The sequence below is a fragment of the Streptomyces sp. NBC_01320 genome, from assembly GCF_035974375.1.
Lineage (GTDB): Bacteria > Actinomycetota > Actinomycetes > Streptomycetales > Streptomycetaceae > Streptomyces > Streptomyces yanii.
Genome location: NZ_CP108390.1, coordinates 5,873,089 through 5,891,672, shown reverse-complemented (window position 1 = coordinate 5,891,672; position 18,584 = coordinate 5,873,089). Strand labels below are relative to the sequence as shown.

10 protein-coding genes and 1 rRNA gene are annotated in these 18,584 nt (G+C 70.4%); 6 read left to right on the top strand and 5 right to left on the bottom strand.

The genetic code is table 11. From position 1 onward, the window contains the following. Positions 1-102 precede the first annotated feature (102 nt). Positions 103-1,629 carry a sporulation protein gene (locus tag OG395_RS26795; protein ID WP_327245209.1) on the bottom strand — a complete coding sequence of 509 codons (1,527 nt, stop codon included), beginning with the start codon at positions 1,627-1,629 and terminating at the stop codon, positions 103-105. Positions 1,630-2,696: 1,067 nt separating this feature from the next. Between OG395_RS26795 and OG395_RS26790 the strand changes: the two genes are divergently transcribed. Next, the gene (locus OG395_RS26790; RefSeq protein ID WP_327245208.1) at positions 2,697-4,808 is read left to right on the top strand and encodes an asparagine synthase-related protein; all 2,112 of its coding nucleotides are present in this window, start codon (positions 2,697-2,699) and stop codon (positions 4,806-4,808) included. A 148-nt stretch (positions 4,809-4,956) separates the two neighbouring features. Next, positions 4,957-5,181: a hypothetical protein gene (locus OG395_RS26785; protein ID WP_327245207.1), complete on the top strand. Its 225-nt coding sequence runs from the start codon at positions 4,957-4,959 to the stop codon at positions 5,179-5,181. 105 nt (positions 5,182-5,286) lie between these two features. Here the strand turns inward: OG395_RS26785 and OG395_RS26780 are convergent, their stop codons facing one another. The 3 genes from OG395_RS26780 to OG395_RS26770 all read right to left on the bottom strand — a co-directional run bounded on the left by OG395_RS26780 (position 5,287) and on the right by OG395_RS26770 (position 10,586). Continuing rightward, positions 5,287-7,278, bottom strand: coding sequence for a sigma-70 family RNA polymerase sigma factor (locus OG395_RS26780; RefSeq protein WP_327245206.1), 1,992 nt, complete (start codon positions 7,276-7,278; stop codon positions 5,287-5,289). 177 nt (positions 7,279-7,455) lie between these two features. Then, a complete protein-coding gene (locus OG395_RS26775; protein WP_327242291.1) occupies positions 7,456-9,159 on the bottom strand; it encodes an ISAzo13 family transposase in 1,704 nt (567 codons plus the stop codon). A 560-nt stretch (positions 9,160-9,719) separates the two neighbouring features. Further along, a complete protein-coding gene (locus tag OG395_RS26770) occupies positions 9,720-10,586 on the bottom strand; it encodes a TetR/AcrR family transcriptional regulator (RefSeq protein ID WP_327245205.1) in 867 nt (288 codons plus the stop codon). Between the two features lie 340 nt (positions 10,587-10,926). Here OG395_RS26770 and OG395_RS26765 point away from each other — a divergent pair, with 340 nt between their 5' ends. Continuing rightward, positions 10,927-12,333 carry an NAD(P)/FAD-dependent oxidoreductase gene (locus OG395_RS26765; protein ID WP_327245204.1) on the top strand — a complete coding sequence of 469 codons (1,407 nt, stop codon included), beginning with the start codon at positions 10,927-10,929 and terminating at the stop codon, positions 12,331-12,333. 242 nt (positions 12,334-12,575) lie between these two features. Continuing rightward, on the top strand, positions 12,576-14,297 hold the full coding sequence (locus OG395_RS26760) for an ATP-binding SpoIIE family protein phosphatase (protein WP_327245203.1): 1,722 nt from the start codon (positions 12,576-12,578) through the stop codon (positions 14,295-14,297). On the opposite strand, the gene OG395_RS26755 is transcribed toward OG395_RS26760, so the two are convergent. Then, positions 14,291-15,646, bottom strand: coding sequence for an MFS transporter (locus tag OG395_RS26755; RefSeq protein ID WP_327249470.1), 1,356 nt, complete (start codon positions 15,644-15,646; stop codon positions 14,291-14,293). The two genes, OG395_RS26760 and OG395_RS26755, sit on opposite strands and share 7 nt — an antisense overlap. 133 nt (positions 15,647-15,779) lie before the next feature. Here OG395_RS26755 and OG395_RS26750 point away from each other — a divergent pair, with 133 nt between their 5' ends. Together OG395_RS26750 and OG395_RS26745 are read left to right on the top strand one after the other, a co-directional pair. After that, a complete protein-coding gene (locus OG395_RS26750; protein WP_327245202.1) occupies positions 15,780-16,337 on the top strand; it encodes a MarR family winged helix-turn-helix transcriptional regulator in 558 nt (185 codons plus the stop codon). A 699-nt stretch (positions 16,338-17,036) separates the two neighbouring features. After that, a 16S ribosomal RNA gene (locus tag OG395_RS26745) occupies positions 17,037-18,562 on the top strand. Positions 18,563-18,584: the final 22 nt, after the last annotated feature.

Below are 18,584 nucleotides of genomic sequence, written 5' to 3'. Positions count from 1 at the left end.
AGGCCAGCGTGGCGCCCGGAATTCCGCCCCCGGCCGCCTGCGCGTCACCCGCAGGACTCCGCGCGGGCATCCGAGAGGCTGCGGGCGCCCCCGGGGAGGCCGCTACGCCGGCGCCACCAGCAGCGGCCGTGCCCGCTCGCGCAGCTCGGCGACGCGTGGCTCGTCCCCGTACGGCTCGAGGCGGTGCAGCAGGTCCCGTACGTACTCCGTGGTCCGCGCCGACGAGATGCGGCCGGCCACCTCGACCGCCCGGGTGCCCGCCGCGCAGGCCGCGTCGAGGTTGCCGGACTCCAGCTCGGCGACGGCCGAGACCACCAGCCGCAGCCCGTGCGAGCGCACGAACTCCTCGGTCGGCCGGGACAGTGCCTGTTCGGTGAAGCGCCGCACCTGCCGCGGGGCCTTCAGATCGCGGTAGCACTCCGCGGCGTCGGCGGCGAACCTGTCGTACGAGTAGAAGCCCAGCCACGACGGGTCCGCGTCGCCGTCCCGGGAACGCTCCAGCCAGCTCTCGGCGGCCTTCAGCGCGGCCCCCGCGGCCGGGGCGTCGCCCGCCTTCGCATGGGCCCGCGCCTCGACAAGGCGGAAGAAACTCATGGTGCGGGCGGTGGCGAGTCCGCGGTTGCGTTCGACGGCCGCCTGCGCGAGGTCGACTCCCTCGTCGGCGAAGCCGCGGTAGGTCGCCTGCAGCGACATCGACGCGAGGACATAGCCGCCGAGCGGCACGTCGGCCGCGGCCCGCGCGAGCCGCAGCGCCTGGATGTAGTACCGCTGGGCGGCCTCCTGCTGCCCGGTGTCGAACGCCATCCACCCGGCGAGTCTGGTCAGCTCGGCGGCGGCGCCGAAGAGCGCCCGGCCCACCTCGTCGCTGTACGAGCCGAGGAGCAGCGGCGCCGCGTCCACCCGTAAACACTCCGGGACCATGGAGGAGCGCCAGTCGCCGCCGCCGTACTTGGAGTCCCAGCGGCGCGCGTCCTGGGCCGCCTCGCGGAGTTTCGTCACATCGCTGTGGCCGACGCGCAGCGGCGAGATGTCGTTCATGGAGTCCGGTCCCGGCTGTACGGGAATGCCGGGCGCACCGCCCGGCGCACCCGGCGGTGGCGGTGCACCGTGCGCGCCCTGCGTGCCGAGGATCGCCGCCTCGGCCGCCGACGAGTCGCGTGCCACCGACGGGTCGGCGGGGGTTATCAGCCAGCGGGACGCGGGCGTCGCGTACGCGCTCACCGAGAACGAGCCCGCCAGCGACTGCCAGATCCCGCCGCTGCCCGCCCGGCGCCCGGCCAGATCCAGCCGGTACAGCTCGGTCGCCGAACGCACCGCCTCGGCCACGTCGCGCGGGAAGGCCAGACCGACCTCCGGCGCCGGATCGGCGTCCGCGAGCCCGATCTCGTGCAGCGGGACCGGCCGGCCGAGCTTGGCACCGATCGCCGCGGCGATGAGATGGGGTGCGGCACCCTGCGGCACCATGCCCTTCGAGACCCATCTCGCCACCGACGTCTTGTCGTAGCGCAGTGTCAGCCCGCGCTGCGCCCCGAGGTCGTTGACCCGCCGGGCGAGCCCGGCGTTGCTGATTCCCGCGAGGGCGAGAACGGTGCCGAGCTTCTCGTTCGGCCCGCGTTGCTCCCTGGACATGCGCCACCCCTCGACACACAGACGGCAGCCGCGTCACCGAGTAGGCGCGCGGCATTCGTACCGTGTTCTCCCCAGGGACGGGCCCCGGCACTCCGACCGCACACGCATGTGGCCGAGCCCCGAGGAATATGCCTCCTGCCGAGAACCTCAGTAAACCCAGCGTAGTTCGCCGCATCCCTACCGTTAAGGGGCAGACGTCCGTATGGCGGGATTGTTGTCCGTACGTGCGGTGGGCGGACGATCGGCGTACGGGGGGCGGTCCCACCGCGACGCTCCGGCCGCCCTGCCGGACCCGCCCGGACGCCGCTGGGGACCCCGCCGGGCGAGTTCCCCACGTGCTCCTGGCGTGTGGCCGTGCGCCCGGCCATGCGCTCTGGCCCGGCCGAGGGGGGAGCGCTTCCATGGGTGCTGCGTGGGTCGGCCCACTGCACTGGACTCAGTGGGCTGGGGGACACTGCCGCCTCATTCCCCGCAGGCGGCGGACCGGTCCGGGAGGCGAACCACGTCTCCCGGACTGTGCGTTCGGCGGGCCGCGGGGGCGGACCGGGGCCGGCGTGAGGGCGGGCGGGGAGCCGGTACGGGAGCGGCGGAGGGTCGTCGCGGAACCGGCCGGGCGACCTCGCATCAAAGCGGGATGGAACGGGACACCATGTGCGCCGGGAATCGGTTCCGGGGCTTGCCGTGCTCTCCGAGAATGGCCGAATGACGTCGGTCCGTCGCGGTTGGGCCGGGCGATTCGCGGTCCTCCGGCGGGCTGCCGACCTGCGGTCGGTGGGTAGTTCCGGAGGTGGCCGGATTTCGGCCGGTACGACCCGGGGGCAACGGGGAAGGCAACAAACGGAACCTGTAGGTGCGTTGTGGCGTCCCCCAGGACGCGGGGATCGGCCGGCCCCCGGTCGCCCTCCGGCTTTTGCCAGGGGCGCATGCGCTTGCGACGTGCGCCCTCCGTAGCCACTCCTGCGCGCCGTTGTCGTGGCAGCATGTTCCGCAACGGCGCTGCATGTTCTCGCAGTTCTCCCGGTACGAACCAGGTGCGCCGTTTTTGTCCACAGCCTGTGGAGGCGGCGATGCGTTGGTTGGTGGGGTGGAGCAGTATCGCCGCGAGCTTCGGCACGGTCGGCGCGGTCGGCGCAGCCGACGAGGGGCACACGGTGCACCCCGTGGGCTCCCAACTCCTGTGGGGCGATCCGGATCCGCTCTGGGCGGTCGGCGACTGGCGCCCCGACGAGATCCGGATCGCCTCCGTCGAGACCGCCGAAGGCGCACCCACCGCCCGCCTCGCCGTCCTCGGCTGCTGCGGCGCCACCGACGAGCAGCTCCGGCTGGGCCTCCTCGCCGCCCGTGGCGGCGCCCTGCGCCATCTCACCGCCTGGCCGGGCAGCTACACGGCCGTCGTCCGGATCGGTCGGAGGATCACCGTCGTCGGGGACCTCGCCGGAGCCCGCCCGGTCTTCTACACGCCCTGGGCGAGCGGTACGGCGTACGCGACCGCCGCACTCCCGCTCGCCGACCTCATCGAGGCGCAGCTGGACATCGGCCACCTGGCCGCGCTTCTCGCCTGCCCCGAGACGCCGGAGGCACTCCGCGACGGTACTCCGTACGTGGGTGTGAAGCGCATTCCGCCGGGGCACGCGCTCATCCTCCGCGAGGGCTCCCGCGAGATCACCGGGTACGAGCCGGTCGCCTCCCTGGCCGTCGCCGCCCCCCAACTCGACCCGGTGAGCGCCGTGGACGGGGTGCGCGACGCATTGCTCGAAGCGGTACGTGCCAGGCTCCTGGCCCCCCGCCACGCGCCCGAGACGCTGCCGCCCGACCCGGGACCGGTCCCCGGCATGGGGCCCGCCGAACGTCGCGCCGCCCGCGGCGTGCCCGTCCCCGGCATCGGCGCCGACCTCTCCGGCGGCAGCGCTTCCGCCACCCTCGCCCTGCTCGCCGCGGGCCTGCCCGGACTCCCCGGCACCCTCCTCGGCCACGGCACGGGCGCGGGCGAGCGGCTGCTCGCCGTCACCTTCAACGACCTCACCACCCGCGACCACGAGGACGAACTCGAACGCGCCGCGGTCATCGCCGCCAACCCGCGGCTGCACCACGTCGTCGTCGCCGCGGGCGAGGAGGCACTGCCCTACGCCGACCTGGGCAGTGGCCCGCTCACCGACGAACCGGCCCCGTCCCTCGTCGTCGCCGAACGCCACCGCAGGCGCCTCGCCGCCGGCAGCGCCGACCACTTCGTCGGCGACGGCGCCCGGCAGGTCCTCGACGCGCACCCGGCCCGCCTCGCCGACCTCCTGATGGACCGCCGCCGACGCCATCTGCTGCGCCCGGTCGCCGCCCTCGCCAGAGCCGAAGGACCGTCCGCACACTCGCTGTTCGTACCGCTGACCGTCTACCGCGCGGCCCGCCGCCTGGCCCGTACGTCGTACCGCACGGGTCTCGAAACGGCTGCGGACCGGCTCCCGGACGCCAACCGCCGCACGCCCGACCTCGGCACCCCCGCCGACGCCTCGCTCGCCGCGCTCACCTGGTCACGGCCGGGGCCCGCCGCCCGCTGGCTGACCGGGGAGGCGCTCGCGGAAGTGTCGGTGCGCCTCCAGGAGGCGGCGATCCGCCCCACTTCGGTCCAGCGTCCCGGCGAGGCCCGCGCCCGCGCCGCGCTCGCCCGACACGCCGCCGACCACCGGATCCTGGAACAGGCCGCCGAGATCCGCAGCCAGCGGCTGCACGCCCCGTTCCTCGACAACCAGGTGGTACGGGCCGCCCGCGCCCTGCCCGAATCGCTCCGCGTCCAGCCGGGCGCCCGCGCCGCCATCCTGCGCCGCGTTCTCGCGGGCGCGGGCATCCACGAACTGCCGCCGGGCTGGGGCACCCCCTCCCAGGCGACCTCGACCCCGGTCAGCCGCACCGGTCTGCGCACCGCGCTCCCCGACCTGATCGCCCTCTTCGACGCCCCGCTGCTCGCCGACGCGGGCCTGATCGAGGCCCGGGTCGTACGAAAGGCCCTGCGCGCTGCCTCCGAGGGCGAACCGCTGCCCCTGGACGGCCTCGCCGACCTGGCCGCCACGGAGCTCTGGCTCCGCCGCCTCGTCTCCCGCCGCGGCACCTGCTGGACGGGCACGGCGGCGCCGCACCAGCGCGCGGTGGCGGGCGGAGTGGTCCCGGCCCGCCGCACCCTGCAACGCTGACCGTCACCGATACCCGACGCCGCTCGGCACGGGCTGGTTCCGGTGGCTGCGCAATCTCCGCAGCGAGGGCCTCGCCCGGACCGAACGGACCCTCTCGCTCGGCAACGACCCCACCGATCCCTCCTACTGGCCCCGGACGGAACTGCGCATGCTGCAGTTCTTCCTCGCCGTGGAGAACCGGGTGTCCGACGACGTCCGTGACGACGACCGCATCCAGGAGCTTGTCCGCACCGTCCGGGACGCGTTCAGCACGACGGGTCCGCATCCCGCCCGCTTCCCCGGGCTGCTCCCGTCCATGACCACGAACAGCAGGCGTGCGAGGAACGGGGCCGGCAGCCGTACGAGTCCGAGCGCGCCGCGGGCACCCAGCTGACCGTCGACGATCCTCGAACTTCTGCCCCTGGGCGCCGCGGAGCTCGCCGGCGCCGAGGGGAGCGGCCCGGATCCCCGCACCGTTCCGACGGCTCCGGCCCCCGGATCAGCGGCAGCTGATCCTCGACTCCGCCCAGTCGGCCAGCGTGACCCCGCCGAATGGGGCCGCCGGTTCCACGACGAGCCGGATCCGCTGCTGCCCCGCGATGCCGACCCCCATGGGTACGGCCGGATCGGTGCCGTTCATCAACGGGGATTGCCACAGTTGCACCCCGGCACCGTTGAACACGGAGAAGCGCACCGATCCGAGCCCCGCCGCCAGATCGTCGACCCCGACCATCGCCTCGTAGCGGGTGCATGCCCGGTTCAGCTGGATGGTGACCGACGAACGGCCGTGCACGGTCACCCCGTGCGCGTACCGCGTGCCGCCGATCGACAGGCCTGAGCGCCGCCAGACCCAGCTGCTCTCACCCATCGACACCTCCGGCTCCGTGTGGTCGCCGAGGAAGGAGTAGCGCAACTCGCTGACCTGGTAGACGACGGCCGGCGGCGCGGGTGGCGGAGGCGTGGGTGTGGGTGTGTGCGTGGGCTTCGGCGGTGCGGGGACCGGCGGCTTCGGCTTGGGTGGGGGCGTGGATGTGGGTGTTTGCGTCGGCTTCGCCTTCGGCGGCGGAGTCGGTGTGGGCGCGGGCGGTGCGGGCGGGGCGGGCGCGCTCGGAGGTTCGGGCTCCGGCGTCGGCTTCGGGGGCGGTGGCGACGGCACCGCGGGCGCCACCACCGGCGGTTTGGCCACGGGCTTGGCCTCCGGCCTCGGCTGCTCGTCACCGACCAGCGCCCAGACCAGACCGGCCGCGGCCGCGACAGCCACCGCCGCCGCGATTCCGGCCTTGACCGGGGCGCCGAGCCCCTCCGAGGCCACGGCGCCACCGGCCGTACCGCCGGACGAACTCCCGCCCGTCGCCGCCGCGGCACCTGCACCCGCCGCGCCGGCCGCGCCGCCCGCCACGATCCCGGCGGCCTTGAGCGCGTATCCGGCGGCGAACCAGCCGACGACCGCGACCGGGAGCAGCGCCGGAATCCCGGCGTTGACATGCGCCAGCTCGCCCGCGGCGACCCGGCACTTCGCGCACTCGTCCAGATGCTTGCGCAGCCCGCGTTCGGCCCGCATGCGCAGGCCGCCCCGGGCGTAGGCGCCGAGCCGGTCGGCATAGCGCGCACAGTTGCCGCCCGAGGTGAGCGACTGGCTCACATGCGCCTGCAGATACGCCTGCTTGAGCCCCTCACGGGCCCGGCCGGCCAGCACCGCCGTGGCATTGGCGGTCAGCCCGAACAGCGGCGCGATCTCGCTCGGCGACTCCTCCTCGACGGTGGTGTGCCACAGCACCGCCTGCCAACGCTCCGGCAGACTGCGGAACGCCTGCATGGCCATCGACTGCTCGGCCTCGTGCATCGCCATGACGTCCGCGCCCAGATCCAGCGTGTCCGCGTCCGGCACGCCGGAGGAGCGGGACGCCTGCACGGCGAACACCGCGAAGTCATCGACCAGCTGCTCCCGCTTCGCCGTTCTCGTCCAGGCAGCGGCAACATGCCGTACCGCCGTCATGAGGTACGCCCGCACGGCCTCCTCGGGGCCTTTGCCACCCCGTACCGCCTGCAGAGTGCGGGCGAAGACCTCGGCTGTCAGGTCCTCGGCCGTGTGGGCGTCCCGACAGCAGCTCCGGGCGTAGCGCCGCACACTGCCCGAGTGCCGCCGGAACAACTCCTCGTACGCGAGGTCGTCCCCGGACCGCATGTGCTGGATCAACTGGGCGTCGGAGAACGTGAGTCCGGCCGACCCGGAACTGCTCCCGCCGTCCCGCTGCATCGGCACGGTGGTCTCGGCCCCGACGGTGGCACCGGCACTGACATCGGCATTGCCGCCCGCCGACGCGGACTGCCAGGGTCCGGGCAGCACGGTTCCGCCCTCGGCGTCACCGCCCGAACGCCCGGGGCCGGCCTGGCTCGGAACCTGCCGGAACGTCGGCTCACCGGCCTCCGCGCCCTCACCCACGATCGAGACGCCGTCGAGCGGTTCTTCCTGCTGCCCGTCACCGCTCATCGCGGAAGCCCCCGTATGCGCTTTCGGACCCGAACACCGGGCCAGCGTGCCACACGGCGCAATCACGGCGAACGTTCCATCCTGGCAACCACTCATCCGGGGCGTTTTCCCGAATGCGAGCACTAACGACCTGATCCGCTCGCTATCGTGCACCAGGCCGTAAGGGCTCGCAGAGAATCAACATGCTGGTTTGATCTCTGATGGGGGTCGGCTGCCGTACTTGCCGAGGTGGGCGGCCACGTCTGCCGGGGTGCGGAACCTGGCGGTTGAAGGCGGGATCGCGTGGTCGCGCTCGGCCAGGAGGGGCCGTACTTCCTGGACTGCCCGCGTGAGGGTGCTCCCGGTGACGCCGAAGAGCTGGGCGAGCAGGTCGTGGGTACCAATCTTGCGAAGGCTGAGCACGGTGGCCAGGATGCGGTCTTCGTCGGAGAGCTTGTCCTTGGCGCCCGCACCGCGTGCTCGTTGGCGCTCACCGCCCCGGCGTTCGCGGCGAGTCTGCTCTCGTCGTCGTGCCAGTGCTGGGATCAACGCGCTGACCAGAACGTCCAGTTGTGGATCGGTCATGCCGGTCAGCTCCGGGTCACGGAGCGAGCCGGCGGCAACGTCATTCGGGAGCTCGGGCGACCGCGCTTCGGTCTCCATGCCCGCGCCCTGGCGTGGGGGCGGGCAGGCATCGCCATGGAGCGTGTAGTTCCAGTCGCCGTGGAAGCGGTGCCGGCTCATCGCCAGCGCGTCGACCTGGGCATCGCTGACCTTCACGCCGGTGTCGTAGCTGTCGGTGTCGAGGCGGGCCTCGACCGTCAGTCCGGTGCGGGTGGTGGTCGCCGCGATCGTCTCCACGATGACGTCATGGCTGCTCAGGGGCCTGCCGCGCCAGTTCATGGAGATGTGGGAGAACAGCCGGTGCTCGATCCGATTCCACTTCGATGTGCCCGGCGGTAGGTGACAGACTGTGATGTCCATGCCGGTCTCGGCGGCCAGGGCAGCGAGTTCACTCTTCCAGGCGCGGGTGCGGTAGCCGTTGGAACCGCCCGCGTCGGCGGTAATCAGCAGCCGTGTGGCGTGCGGGTAATCGTGTCGGCCGCGGGCCTGCCACCAGCGGCGGATGGATTCCACCGCGAACGCGGCGGTGTCGTGGTCGGTGCCGACGCTGACCCAGCCGGTGTTCGCCGCGATGTCGTAGATCCCGTACGGGATCGCCTTGCCGGGCCCCTCCCGGTCCAGGAAGTCATGCGTCTTGACCTTGACCGGCTCGCCCCCCGGTTGCCACTCCCGCCCGGCGTTCTTGTACTGGCCGACCAGTTCCTTCTTCTTGCTGTCCACGCTGATCACCGGATCTCCGGAGCTGATGTGGTCCTTGGCCCGGTCGTTGATGTAGCGGAACTGGGCGTCCCGGTCCGGGTGCTGCTTGCCCTCGACGGTCTTGGAGTTGGCCTGCAGACTGAAGCCCGCCTCCCGCAGCAGGTCACCGACCGTGTCGGCACTGACCTTGTGTCCCTGAAGCGTCAGCTCGCCGGCCAGGTTCCGGGTCGACTTGGTCGTCCACCGCAGCGGCGACATCGGGTCCCCGCGCATGTCCGGCTCGACCAGGGCGAGAAGTGCGGGACGCAGTCCCGCGTCCAGGTCGGCGGCCTTCTTCCGTCCGCCGCCGGGCCGGCGGACCCGCCCCAGGGGCCCTTCGCCAGCCTCCAGCTCATAGACGCCCTTGCGGACCGTCGCCTCGCTGACCCCGGCTGCCCGGGCGACGGCCCGGATCCCGCCGTGTCCCAGGAGCCGGGCCTCGGCTCCCATCAGCAGACGCTGTTGCCGCTCGTCCAGATGCGGGAACAACACCCCGAACTTCGCACTCAGTTGATCTCGAATCTCCTGCGTTATGCCCATACCACATCAACGAGCCGCATCGCCGGAAGCAACACGTTGATTCTCTGCGAGCCCTAAGGGCAGTCCCGTGGCCCCTGGCGGGCGCACGAGGACAGCTATGGCACCTCGCCGCACTGCCGGAACGCCCGAATGCGCCCAGTATGTAGACGCTCATCCGCTTTGCGATGCACCGCATCCGACGCCGCGCGCTGGCCCGCCAGGGATGACGGGACAGCCCTTGGCGGGCACTCGAATGGGGAAGGATCAACGAGCTTCCGGCGCAGCCGAGTTGCCGAACGCGCCCCCCGCACGAGGACCACACCGACCTCTCACGCCGCCCGTCACGGACCCGACGCCCCGCGCGGGGGCCCGACGGCGCCCGACCGCCGCGCCGACCCGCGCCGCCGGGCGCCTTGCCCGGCGGATCGAAGCACGGCCCGAGCGGCCACAGCTCGGCCGCCCGAAGGTCCGCCGAGCTGCTCGCACGTTCGAGCCGAGGCGCAAGCCCGATCCCACCCGTGAGCCCGGGCTCACGCACACTCGAGCTCACCTGTCATGCGGTCCCGTTCATGTCGTCCCGGTCACGCAGGGCGCGAGCGCAGCCCCTCCAGCAGGATGTCCAGCAGTCGGGCCGAAGCGGCAGCCTGCTGAGCCGCATCCGGCAGGGCGGGCGCCGCCGTCGCGATGACCAGCAGCACGTCCGCCACCGTCACATCACGCCGCAGCTCACCCGCCGCCCGCGCACGGTCGACCAGGCGGCCCACGACCTCCAGCAGTTCGGCCGTGCCCGCGCCCTCGCCCGAGAGCCCGTCGTCGTCGGCCGGGTGCCGGCCGGCGACCCGGAGGTCGGCCTGGCCCGCCCCCTGCCGCTGATGAGGAACCCGTGCCTCATCCCGGGCATCCCGGACATCGCCGGAGCCTACAGCCGAGACCGCGCCCACATCCTGCGCAACTCCCGTGTCCCCGGCCACCGTCGAGTCGTCGACATCGACCCCGACCCGCAGCACCTGCGGCGGCAGCAGCCGCCCCGCGCCCGAGGCCACGGATGTCCGCAGGAAGCGCGAGAGTGCCGACCACGGCTCGTCCTCCTGCCCCAGTGCGGTCCGCGCCTGGTCGGTCAGCCGGGAGGTCTCCTCCTCGGCTATCCGGCGCACCAGCACGTCCTTGCTCGGGAAACGCCGGTACACCGTGCCGACCCCGACCCGGGCGCGGCGTGCCACGTCCTCCATCGGAGCCCCGTACCCCAGCTCGCCGAACACCTCGCGTGCGGCCCGCAGTACATGCTCCAGATTTCGCTGTGCGTCCACGCGCAGCGGCGCCGAGCGGCCGACGGTGGAGCTGGAGCCGACAGTCGTTCCCGCCGTGCTCACCGTACCGACTGTGCCGATTCGTCCGTTTCCGTCGGACGAGACAGCAGTAGTCTGCCAATGCGAATCCTGAATATGCATAACTTTTCCCCCGGTTATGACGTCTCCCCCCGGAGACTTCCCGCCGTGTCAGTCGGGGAGTGGATCATCGTCCCAGCCCGACACCCCGACGACATACGAACATAGTTGAGCCCGGGTCAATTCAGAAGAGGGCAGTTCCGCACGGTGCGCCCCCCGATCGGAGCAAGGACCGGTTGATTCCTGATTCCACCCCTCGCCATCACCCCCACTGCAACGTCTGACCTGCGCAGCTTCCGTATTGCCCCGATGGCCGACCCCAGGGGCCCATCCGGAACCTCCGGTCACACAATTTGCCGGGGCTGTGGACAAATACCTGAGCACGTTGCGTCATGGGGAGGTGATGGCTTCAGATTCCCGGGGGACACCCCCCGGCCCGCCGCCGGGTGTGCGCATCCTCGTCATCGGCGGCGGCTACGTCGGGATGTACACAGCGCTGCGTCTCCAGCGGAAGCTGAAGCAGAGACTCAAGTCCGGCGAGGCCGAGATCGTCGTCGTCACGCCCGAGCCCTACATGACGTATCAGCCGTTCCTGCCCGAAGCGGCCGCAGGCTCGATCTCGCCGCGCCATGTCGTCGTACCGCTCCGCCGCGTGCTGGCGCAGTGCACGATCGTCGTCGGCGAGGCGCAGCGCATCGACCACGCCAAGCGCACGGCGACCGTCACCACGCTCGCCACCGGCGAGGACGGCACCGGCGCCCTGGAGATCCCGTACGACGAGATCGTCATCGCACCCGGCTCCGTCTCGCGCACCCTCCCGATCCCCGGCCTCGCCGACCACGGCATCGGCTTCAAGACCATCGAGGAGGCCATCGGCCTGCGCAACCACGTCATCGAGCAGATGGACATCGCCTCCGCCACCCGCGATCCGGCCATCCGCGACGCCGCCCTCACCTTCGTCTTCGTCGGCGGCGGCTACGCGGGCGTGGAGGCGCTCGCCGAACTCGAGGACATGGCCCGTTACACCTCGCGGTACTACCACAACATCAAGGCAGAAGACCTGAAATGGATCCTCGTCGAGGCGTCCGACCGGATCCTGCCGGAGGTCGGCGACGCGATGGGCATGTACGCCGTACGGGAGCTGCGCGGCCGCAATATCGACGTACGCCTCGGTACCCGGCTGGACTCCTGCGAGGACCGGGTCGCCGTCCTCAGCGACGGCTCGCGCTTCCCGACCCGTACGCTCGTGTGGACCGCAGGCGTCAAGCCCGCCCCGATCCTCGCCGCCACCGATCTGCCCCTCACCGAGCGCGGCAGGCTCCGCTGCACCGCGCGGCTCGCCGTCGAGGGCGCCGAACACGCCTGGGCCGCCGGGGACGCCGCGGCCGTTCCCGATCTGACGGCCGGTGAACCGGGCAAGGAGACCGCGCCCAACGCCCAGCACGCCGTGCGCCAGGCCAAAGTCCTCGCCGAGAACATCCTCGCGGCGATCAGCGGCAAACCGCTCGAGGAGTACCGGCACAGCTACGCGGGCTCCGTCGCCTCGCTCGGCCTCCACAAGGGCGTCGCCCATGTCTACGGACGCAAGCTCAAGGGCTATCCGGCCTGGTTGATGCACCGCACGTACCACCTGAGCAGGGTCCCGACCTTCAACCGGAAGGCCCGCGTCCTTGCCGAATGGACCCTCGCCGGACTCTTCAAACGCGAGATCGTCTCCCTCGGCTCGCTGGAACACCCGCGCGCCGAATTCGAACTCGCCGCCGGGGGCAGACGCACCGGGGACGACGGTCCACCCAAGCAGGATGGCTGACTGTCAGTACGGTCCGTCACACTGGACGTGTGACCATAGGTGGGTCCACACCTGCACAGAGTGACCCGGCCGACAGTGACCAACAGTGACCAGTACGAGGCCCGGCTGCGCCTCACCGGGGGTCCGGCCCCCGGTGCCCCCGACCCCGGCGGAAGAGAGCCGGTAGCAGAACCGGAAGCAGAACCGGCAGAGGAAGCAGCCCGCCCGAGCGGACCAGACCGACACACGAGGCCAGAATTTCCGTGAACTTCACGCGTTGGAGCGCCCGCCTACCAGGAACGCAGCGCCGCGCCGCCGCCCGGGACAACCGCAGTTCGGTGCCCGCGGCCCGCGGCGAGTACGCCGGGGCCGGGCCAGGGTCCGCCGCACCGGACGGAAACACCCCCAAGGCCTTCGGAGAGGTCTCCGGACCGGCCTCCGAACAGGCCCCCGGACCCGCGCTGGAGGATCTCTCCGCCCGCGAGCTCCTCGGCCGGCTGCCCGCCCCGGTCGCCCTGGTGTACGGCCCCGACCACCGCATCGCCTACGTCAACGACGCCTACGCGGCAGCCTTCGGTCCCCGCCCCACCGGCGCCACGGCGGCCGATGCGATGCCTGAGCTCGACGAGCTCAGCCTGTTGCCCCTCATGGATCAGGTCCTGCGCAGCGGCACGCCCCGTACGGTCAAGTCCCGCAAGGTCCGCAACGGCAGCTCGTACACCGTGACCTGCACCCCGGTCGCCACGCCCGCCGCCCACGGCAAGGAGGACGGCAGCGGCAGCGACAAGGGGAGTGAGAGCGGTGTTCTCGTCTACGCAGCCGACGTCACCGACCACGCCGAAGCGGCTGAGCGCCTCCGCACCAGCGAGCGCCGTCACCGCGAGACAGCCGTCACCCTCCAGCGCTCCCTGCTCCCGCAGGAGCTGGAGCAGCCCGACGACCTGCGGATCGCCGCCACGTACCAGCCGGGCGGCACGGATGCGGCGGTCGGCGGCGACTGGTACGACGTCATCACCCTCGGCGCGGGCCGCACCGCGCTCGTCATCGGGGACGTGATGGGCCGCGGGGTGCGCGCCGCCGCGGTGATGGGCCAGCTCCGCACCGCCGTCCGCGCCTACGCCCGCCTCGACCTCCCGCCGCACGAGGTGCTGCAGCTGCTCGACGGGCTCGCCGCCGAGATCGACGCCAGCCAGATCGCCACCTGCGCCTACGCGGTCCACGATCCGAACGAGGGCCGGCTCGTCTACGCCTCCGCCGGCCACCTCCCGATCCTCGTCCGCGACGAGGACGGTTCGGTGCGCCGCGCCGAGGACCCGACCGGACCGCCGCTCGGCACCGGAGGCTGGATCCACACGTCGGGCACGATCGCGCTGCCGCCCGGCTCCACCGCCGTCCTCTACACGGACGGTCTTGTGGAACGCCGCAGCGAGGACATCGACGAAGGGGTCGCGGCCCTGGAGCGCGCCCTCTCCGGCGCCAAGGGATCACCGCAGGTGGTCTGCGACCGTCTCATCCGTTCCCTCGGGGTCACCGCCGAACACGACGACGACGTGGCGGTGCTGGTGGTCCAGCACCCGGCCCGCACGGGGGCGAACGCGGAGCTGTTCCACAACGCCTCGCTCGATCTCCTCGGCGGCATCGAAGCGGCCCCGCGGGCCCGCGCCTTCGCCACCGGCGTCCTGACGTCGTGGCGGTTCCCGGTGGAACTGTGCGACCTGGGCGTCCTCGCCGCCAGCGAACTGGTGGCGAACTCCCTCCAGCACGGCACCCCGCCGATGCGCCTGGGTCTGCGCCGCACCGACCGCCGCCTGATCATCGAGGTGACCGACGGCGACGACCACCTGCCGCGCCGGCGCCGCGCCGAGCCGGTGGACGAAGCGGGCCGCGGCATCTCCATCGTCGCGACGATCGCCTCGTCCTGGGGCAGCCGTCGCACACCCGGCGGCGGCAAAGCGGTCTGGTGCGAGTTCGCGCTGCCTCAGTGAGCGGCAGCAGGAGCCGCGGCTGAAACCACAGGAGCCGCAACGGGGGCGGTCGCCGGCTCGGCCGTCGCTGTGGCTGTCGCCTCGGCGTCCGGTACGGACAGGGCCACCACCCGCGACGGCGCCACCGCGAGCGAAGGCTGATCCTGTACGGGGGTGAGCCGGCGCCCCAGCCGCAGTGCGAGCACCGTGATGCCCAGCGAGAACAGCACGAACGTCACGATGTACGGCCCGTGCAGCGAGGCCCCCATCGGCCCGCCCACGGCCGGACCGACCGCCAGCGCGAGCTGCTTGACCAGGGCGAAGGCCGAGTTGTACTGACCGACCATCGACTCCGGCGCCAGATCGGCGACCAACGGCGCGACCGTCGGCGAGAGCATCGACTCACCGAGTCCGAACAGCGCGTACGTGGAGATCATCGCGGCCGTCGCCATGGTCTGGCTGCCGTGCCCGAGCCCCGCGTACCCCGCCACGATCCAGGCGAACGCCCAGATCAGCCCGACCGCGGCAATGACCCGGCTGCGCTTGCGGCGCTCCACCAGTCGCAGCACGACGAACTGCGCCACGACGATGACCGCGGTGTTGGCGGCCAGCGCGATGCCCAGCGTCGAGGGCTCGATCCCGGCGGCCTCGGTGCCGTATGCGGCAAGACCGGACTCGAACTGTCCGTAGCAGGCGAAGAACAGCACGAAGCCCAGCACACACAGCTGCACCATCGCCCGGTGCGAGAGCAGCATCCGCAACCCGCCCTTCGCGGCGGACCCGTCGGTGGGCCTCGCGTCCGCGAACGCGGGGGAACGAGGCATCCGCACCGTCATCGCGACGACGCCGAGCACGATGAACATCGCCGCCTCGATGAGGAACAGCAGCGTGAAGGTCTCCGGGCGGCTCGTGTCGACGATCTGCCCGCCGACCAGACCACCGATGCCGAGTCCCAGGTTCTGCAGGAAGAACTGCATCGCGAAGGCGCGCGTACGGGTGGCGGCGCCGGAGCACTGGACGAGCATCGTCGCGAGCGCCGGCGACATGACGGCCGTGCCTGCACCGAGGACGGCGGCCGACAGCACGGCGGTCGTCACGTTCGACGAAAGCCCGAGGGCCGCCGCGCCCACGGACGCCACCACGGCGGCGACGATCAGTACCGGCATGGGACCGCGCCGGTCGATGGCCCGCCCGGTGAACGGCAGGACTGCCAGCGCTGCCATGGCGAAGACGGCCAGCACGACTCCCGCCGTACCGGCGCCCAGATCCCGCACCTGTGCCACATAGACGTACAGATACGGAACGGTGAACCCCACACCGAACGCGCTCAGCGCGCTCCCCAGCTGGATCCGCCGCAGCGCTGCGCCCATTTCCCTGGTCACACTCACCTACCTCAAGCTCACGAAGGACTCACGTCCAAAGACTTCAACAGTAAAGTTCGAAGCTCAACAATACAGACCGAAGGACTTCGATGCCAATGAAAGGCGTGCCATACTGCCCGCCATGTCTGACACCACCGAGCCCTCCGGCCTCCAGGAGCCGAGCCTCGACGAGCAGATCGCCGCTTATCAGCGCGAGTTCCGCGACCTGGATCCCCAGGTCGAGCAGGTCGTCTCGGCCCTCGGCCGGCTGAACCGCCGGATGAACGTCGGGTACGGACGCCAGCTGGCCGACCTCGGCATCAGCAACGCCGAGTGGGAGGTCCTCAAGACCCTCGTCGTGGCGGGCTCCCCCTACCGGCTGGGCCCGGGGGAGCTGGCCAAGCGCCTCGGTCTCACCCCGGCGGCGATGACCCACCGCATCGACCGCATGGCGAACGAGGGTCTGGTCACGCGGGACCGGGACGAGAACAACCGCGTACGCGTCATCGTCGAACTGACCGATGAGGGGCGTACGAAGTGGCTGGAGGCGATGCGCATGGCCTCCGCCTTCGAGGAGGACCTGCTCCAGGACCTCTCGGGCGAGGAGCGCGGAGCCCTCGGCGGGATGCTGATCCGCCTCCTGCGCAGGGTCGAGCACACCCAGCCGGACGCCGGCGGCCGCCTCACAGACCTCGACTGAGCCGCTCCGGACTCGGACACGCGGGGCCGGGGACACGCCGGAAAACGGCTTGACCTGGCGGAGTTGACACGCCCCTACCCGATCCGTAAGGTTCGTCGAGTTGTCACGGAGCCGGAACGGTTCTGCGACAACCGATCCCGCCGCGAATGCGGCAACTCAAACTCAGCACGATCTCCCACTCGGGACGATTTCGGCATGCCGGAATTCATTTCGAAGGCTCGATTATGAGCCGCCGGGAAAATCCGCTAGAGTTTGGACGTCGGAACGGCCCAACAGCCGGGAAGACAAACCCCGCTGACTGGGAATCAGGCCCGAAAGGATCTGATAGAGTCGGACTCGCCGGAAAGGGAAACGCGAAAGCGAAGAACTGGAAAGCGGAACCCGCTTCGACCGGGAATCGGACACGAAAGAGTCTGATAGAGTCGGAAACGCAAGACCGAAGGGAAAGCCCGGAGGAAAGCCCGAGAGGGTGAGTACAAAGGAAGCGTCCGTTCCTTGAGAACTCAACAGCGTGCCAAAAGTCAACGCCAGATATGTTGATACCCCGGCCTGTTTCGGCAGGTTCGAGGTTCCTTTGAAAGTCCTGTCGGGCCTCACGGTTCCGGTAGGCAATTACACAGCGAGGACGCTGTGAACGATCGGTCCTATTCCGACCGGTCGTTCCGCTCTCGTGTGTGTCATCCCGATCACGGGAGAACATTCACGGAGAGTTTGATCCTGGCTCAGGACGAACGCTGGCGGCGTGCTTAACACATGCAAGTCGAACGATGAAGCCCTTCGGGGTGGATTAGTGGCGAACGGGTGAGTAACACGTGGGCAATCTGCCCTTCACTCTGGGACAAGCCCTGGAAACGGGGTCTAATACCGGATAACACTCTGTCCCGCATGGGACGGGGTTAAAAGCTCCGGCGGTGAAGGATGAGCCCGCGGCCTATCAGCTTGTTGGTGGGGTGATGGCCTACCAAGGCGACGACGGGTAGCCGGCCTGAGAGGGCGACCGGCCACACTGGGACTGAGACACGGCCCAGACTCCTACGGGAGGCAGCAGTGGGGAATATTGCACAATGGGCGAAAGCCTGATGCAGCGACGCCGCGTGAGGGATGACGGCCTTCGGGTTGTAAACCTCTTTCAGCAGGGAAGAAGCGAAAGTGACGGTACCTGCAGAAGAAGCGCCGGCTAACTACGTGCCAGCAGCCGCGGTAATACGTAGGGCGCAAGCGTTGTCCGGAATTATTGGGCGTAAAGAGCTCGTAGGCGGCTTGTTGCGTCGGTTGTGAAAGCCCGGGGCTTAACCCCGGGTCTGCAGTCGATACGGGCAGGCTAGAGTGTGGTAGGGGAGATCGGAATTCCTGGTGTAGCGGTGAAATGCGCAGATATCAGGAGGAACACCGGTGGCGAAGGCGGATCTCTGGGCCATTACTGACGCTGAGGAGCGAAAGCGTGGGGAGCGAACAGGATTAGATACCCTGGTAGTCCACGCCGTAAACGTTGGGAACTAGGTGTTGGCGACATTCCACGTCGTCGGTGCCGCAGCTAACGCATTAAGTTCCCCGCCTGGGGAGTACGGCCGCAAGGCTAAAACTCAAAGGAATTGACGGGGGCCCGCACAAGCAGCGGAGCATGTGGCTTAATTCGACGCAACGCGAAGAACCTTACCAAGGCTTGACATATACCGGAAAGCATCAGAGATGGTGCCCCCCTTGTGGTCGGTATACAGGTGGTGCATGGCTGTCGTCAGCTCGTGTCGTGAGATGTTGGGTTAAGTCCCGCAACGAGCGCAACCCTTGTTCTGTGTTGCCAGCATGCCCTTCGGGGTGATGGGGACTCACAGGAGACTGCCGGGGTCAACTCGGAGGAAGGTGGGGACGACGTCAAGTCATCATGCCCCTTATGTCTTGGGCTGCACACGTGCTACAATGGCCGGTACAATGAGCTGCGATGCCGCGAGGCGGAGCGAATCTCAAAAAGCCGGTCTCAGTTCGGATTGGGGTCTGCAACTCGACCCCATGAAGTCGGAGTTGCTAGTAATCGCAGATCAGCATTGCTGCGGTGAATACGTTCCCGGGCCTTGTACACACCGCCCGTCACGTCACGAAAGTCGGTAACACCCGAAGCCGGTGGCCCAACCCCTTGTGGGAGGGAGCTGTCGAAGGTGGGACTGGCGATTGGGACGAAGTCGTAACAAGGTAGCCGTACCGGAAGGTGCGGCTGGATCACCTCCTTTCTAAGGAGCATCTAGATTCCGC

What these genes read in the sequence shown, in the direction of transcription:
- OG395_RS26765 (WP_327245204.1), top strand. Translation starts at nt 10,927, where the DNA reads ATGGCTTCAGATTCCCGGGGGACACCCCCCGGCCCGCCGCCGGGTGTG.
- OG395_RS26770 (WP_327245205.1), bottom strand. Translation starts at nt 10,586, where the DNA reads ATGCATATTCAGGATTCGCATTGGCAGACTACTGCTGTCTCGTCCGAC.
- OG395_RS26785 (WP_327245207.1), top strand. Translation starts at nt 4,957, where the DNA reads ATGCTGCAGTTCTTCCTCGCCGTGGAGAACCGGGTGTCCGACGACGTC.
- OG395_RS26775 (WP_327242291.1), bottom strand. Translation starts at nt 9,159, where the DNA reads ATGGGCATAACGCAGGAGATTCGAGATCAACTGAGTGCGAAGTTCGGG.
- OG395_RS26780 (WP_327245206.1), bottom strand. Translation starts at nt 7,278, where the DNA reads ATGAGCGGTGACGGGCAGCAGGAAGAACCGCTCGACGGCGTCTCGATC.
- OG395_RS26755 (WP_327249470.1), bottom strand. Translation starts at nt 15,646, where the DNA reads ATGGGCGCAGCGCTGCGGCGGATCCAGCTGGGGAGCGCGCTGAGCGCG.
- OG395_RS26750 (WP_327245202.1), top strand. Translation starts at nt 15,780, where the DNA reads ATGTCTGACACCACCGAGCCCTCCGGCCTCCAGGAGCCGAGCCTCGAC.
- OG395_RS26795 (WP_327245209.1), bottom strand. Translation starts at nt 1,629, where the DNA reads ATGTCCAGGGAGCAACGCGGGCCGAACGAGAAGCTCGGCACCGTTCTC.
- OG395_RS26790 (WP_327245208.1), top strand. Translation starts at nt 2,697, where the DNA reads ATGCGTTGGTTGGTGGGGTGGAGCAGTATCGCCGCGAGCTTCGGCACG.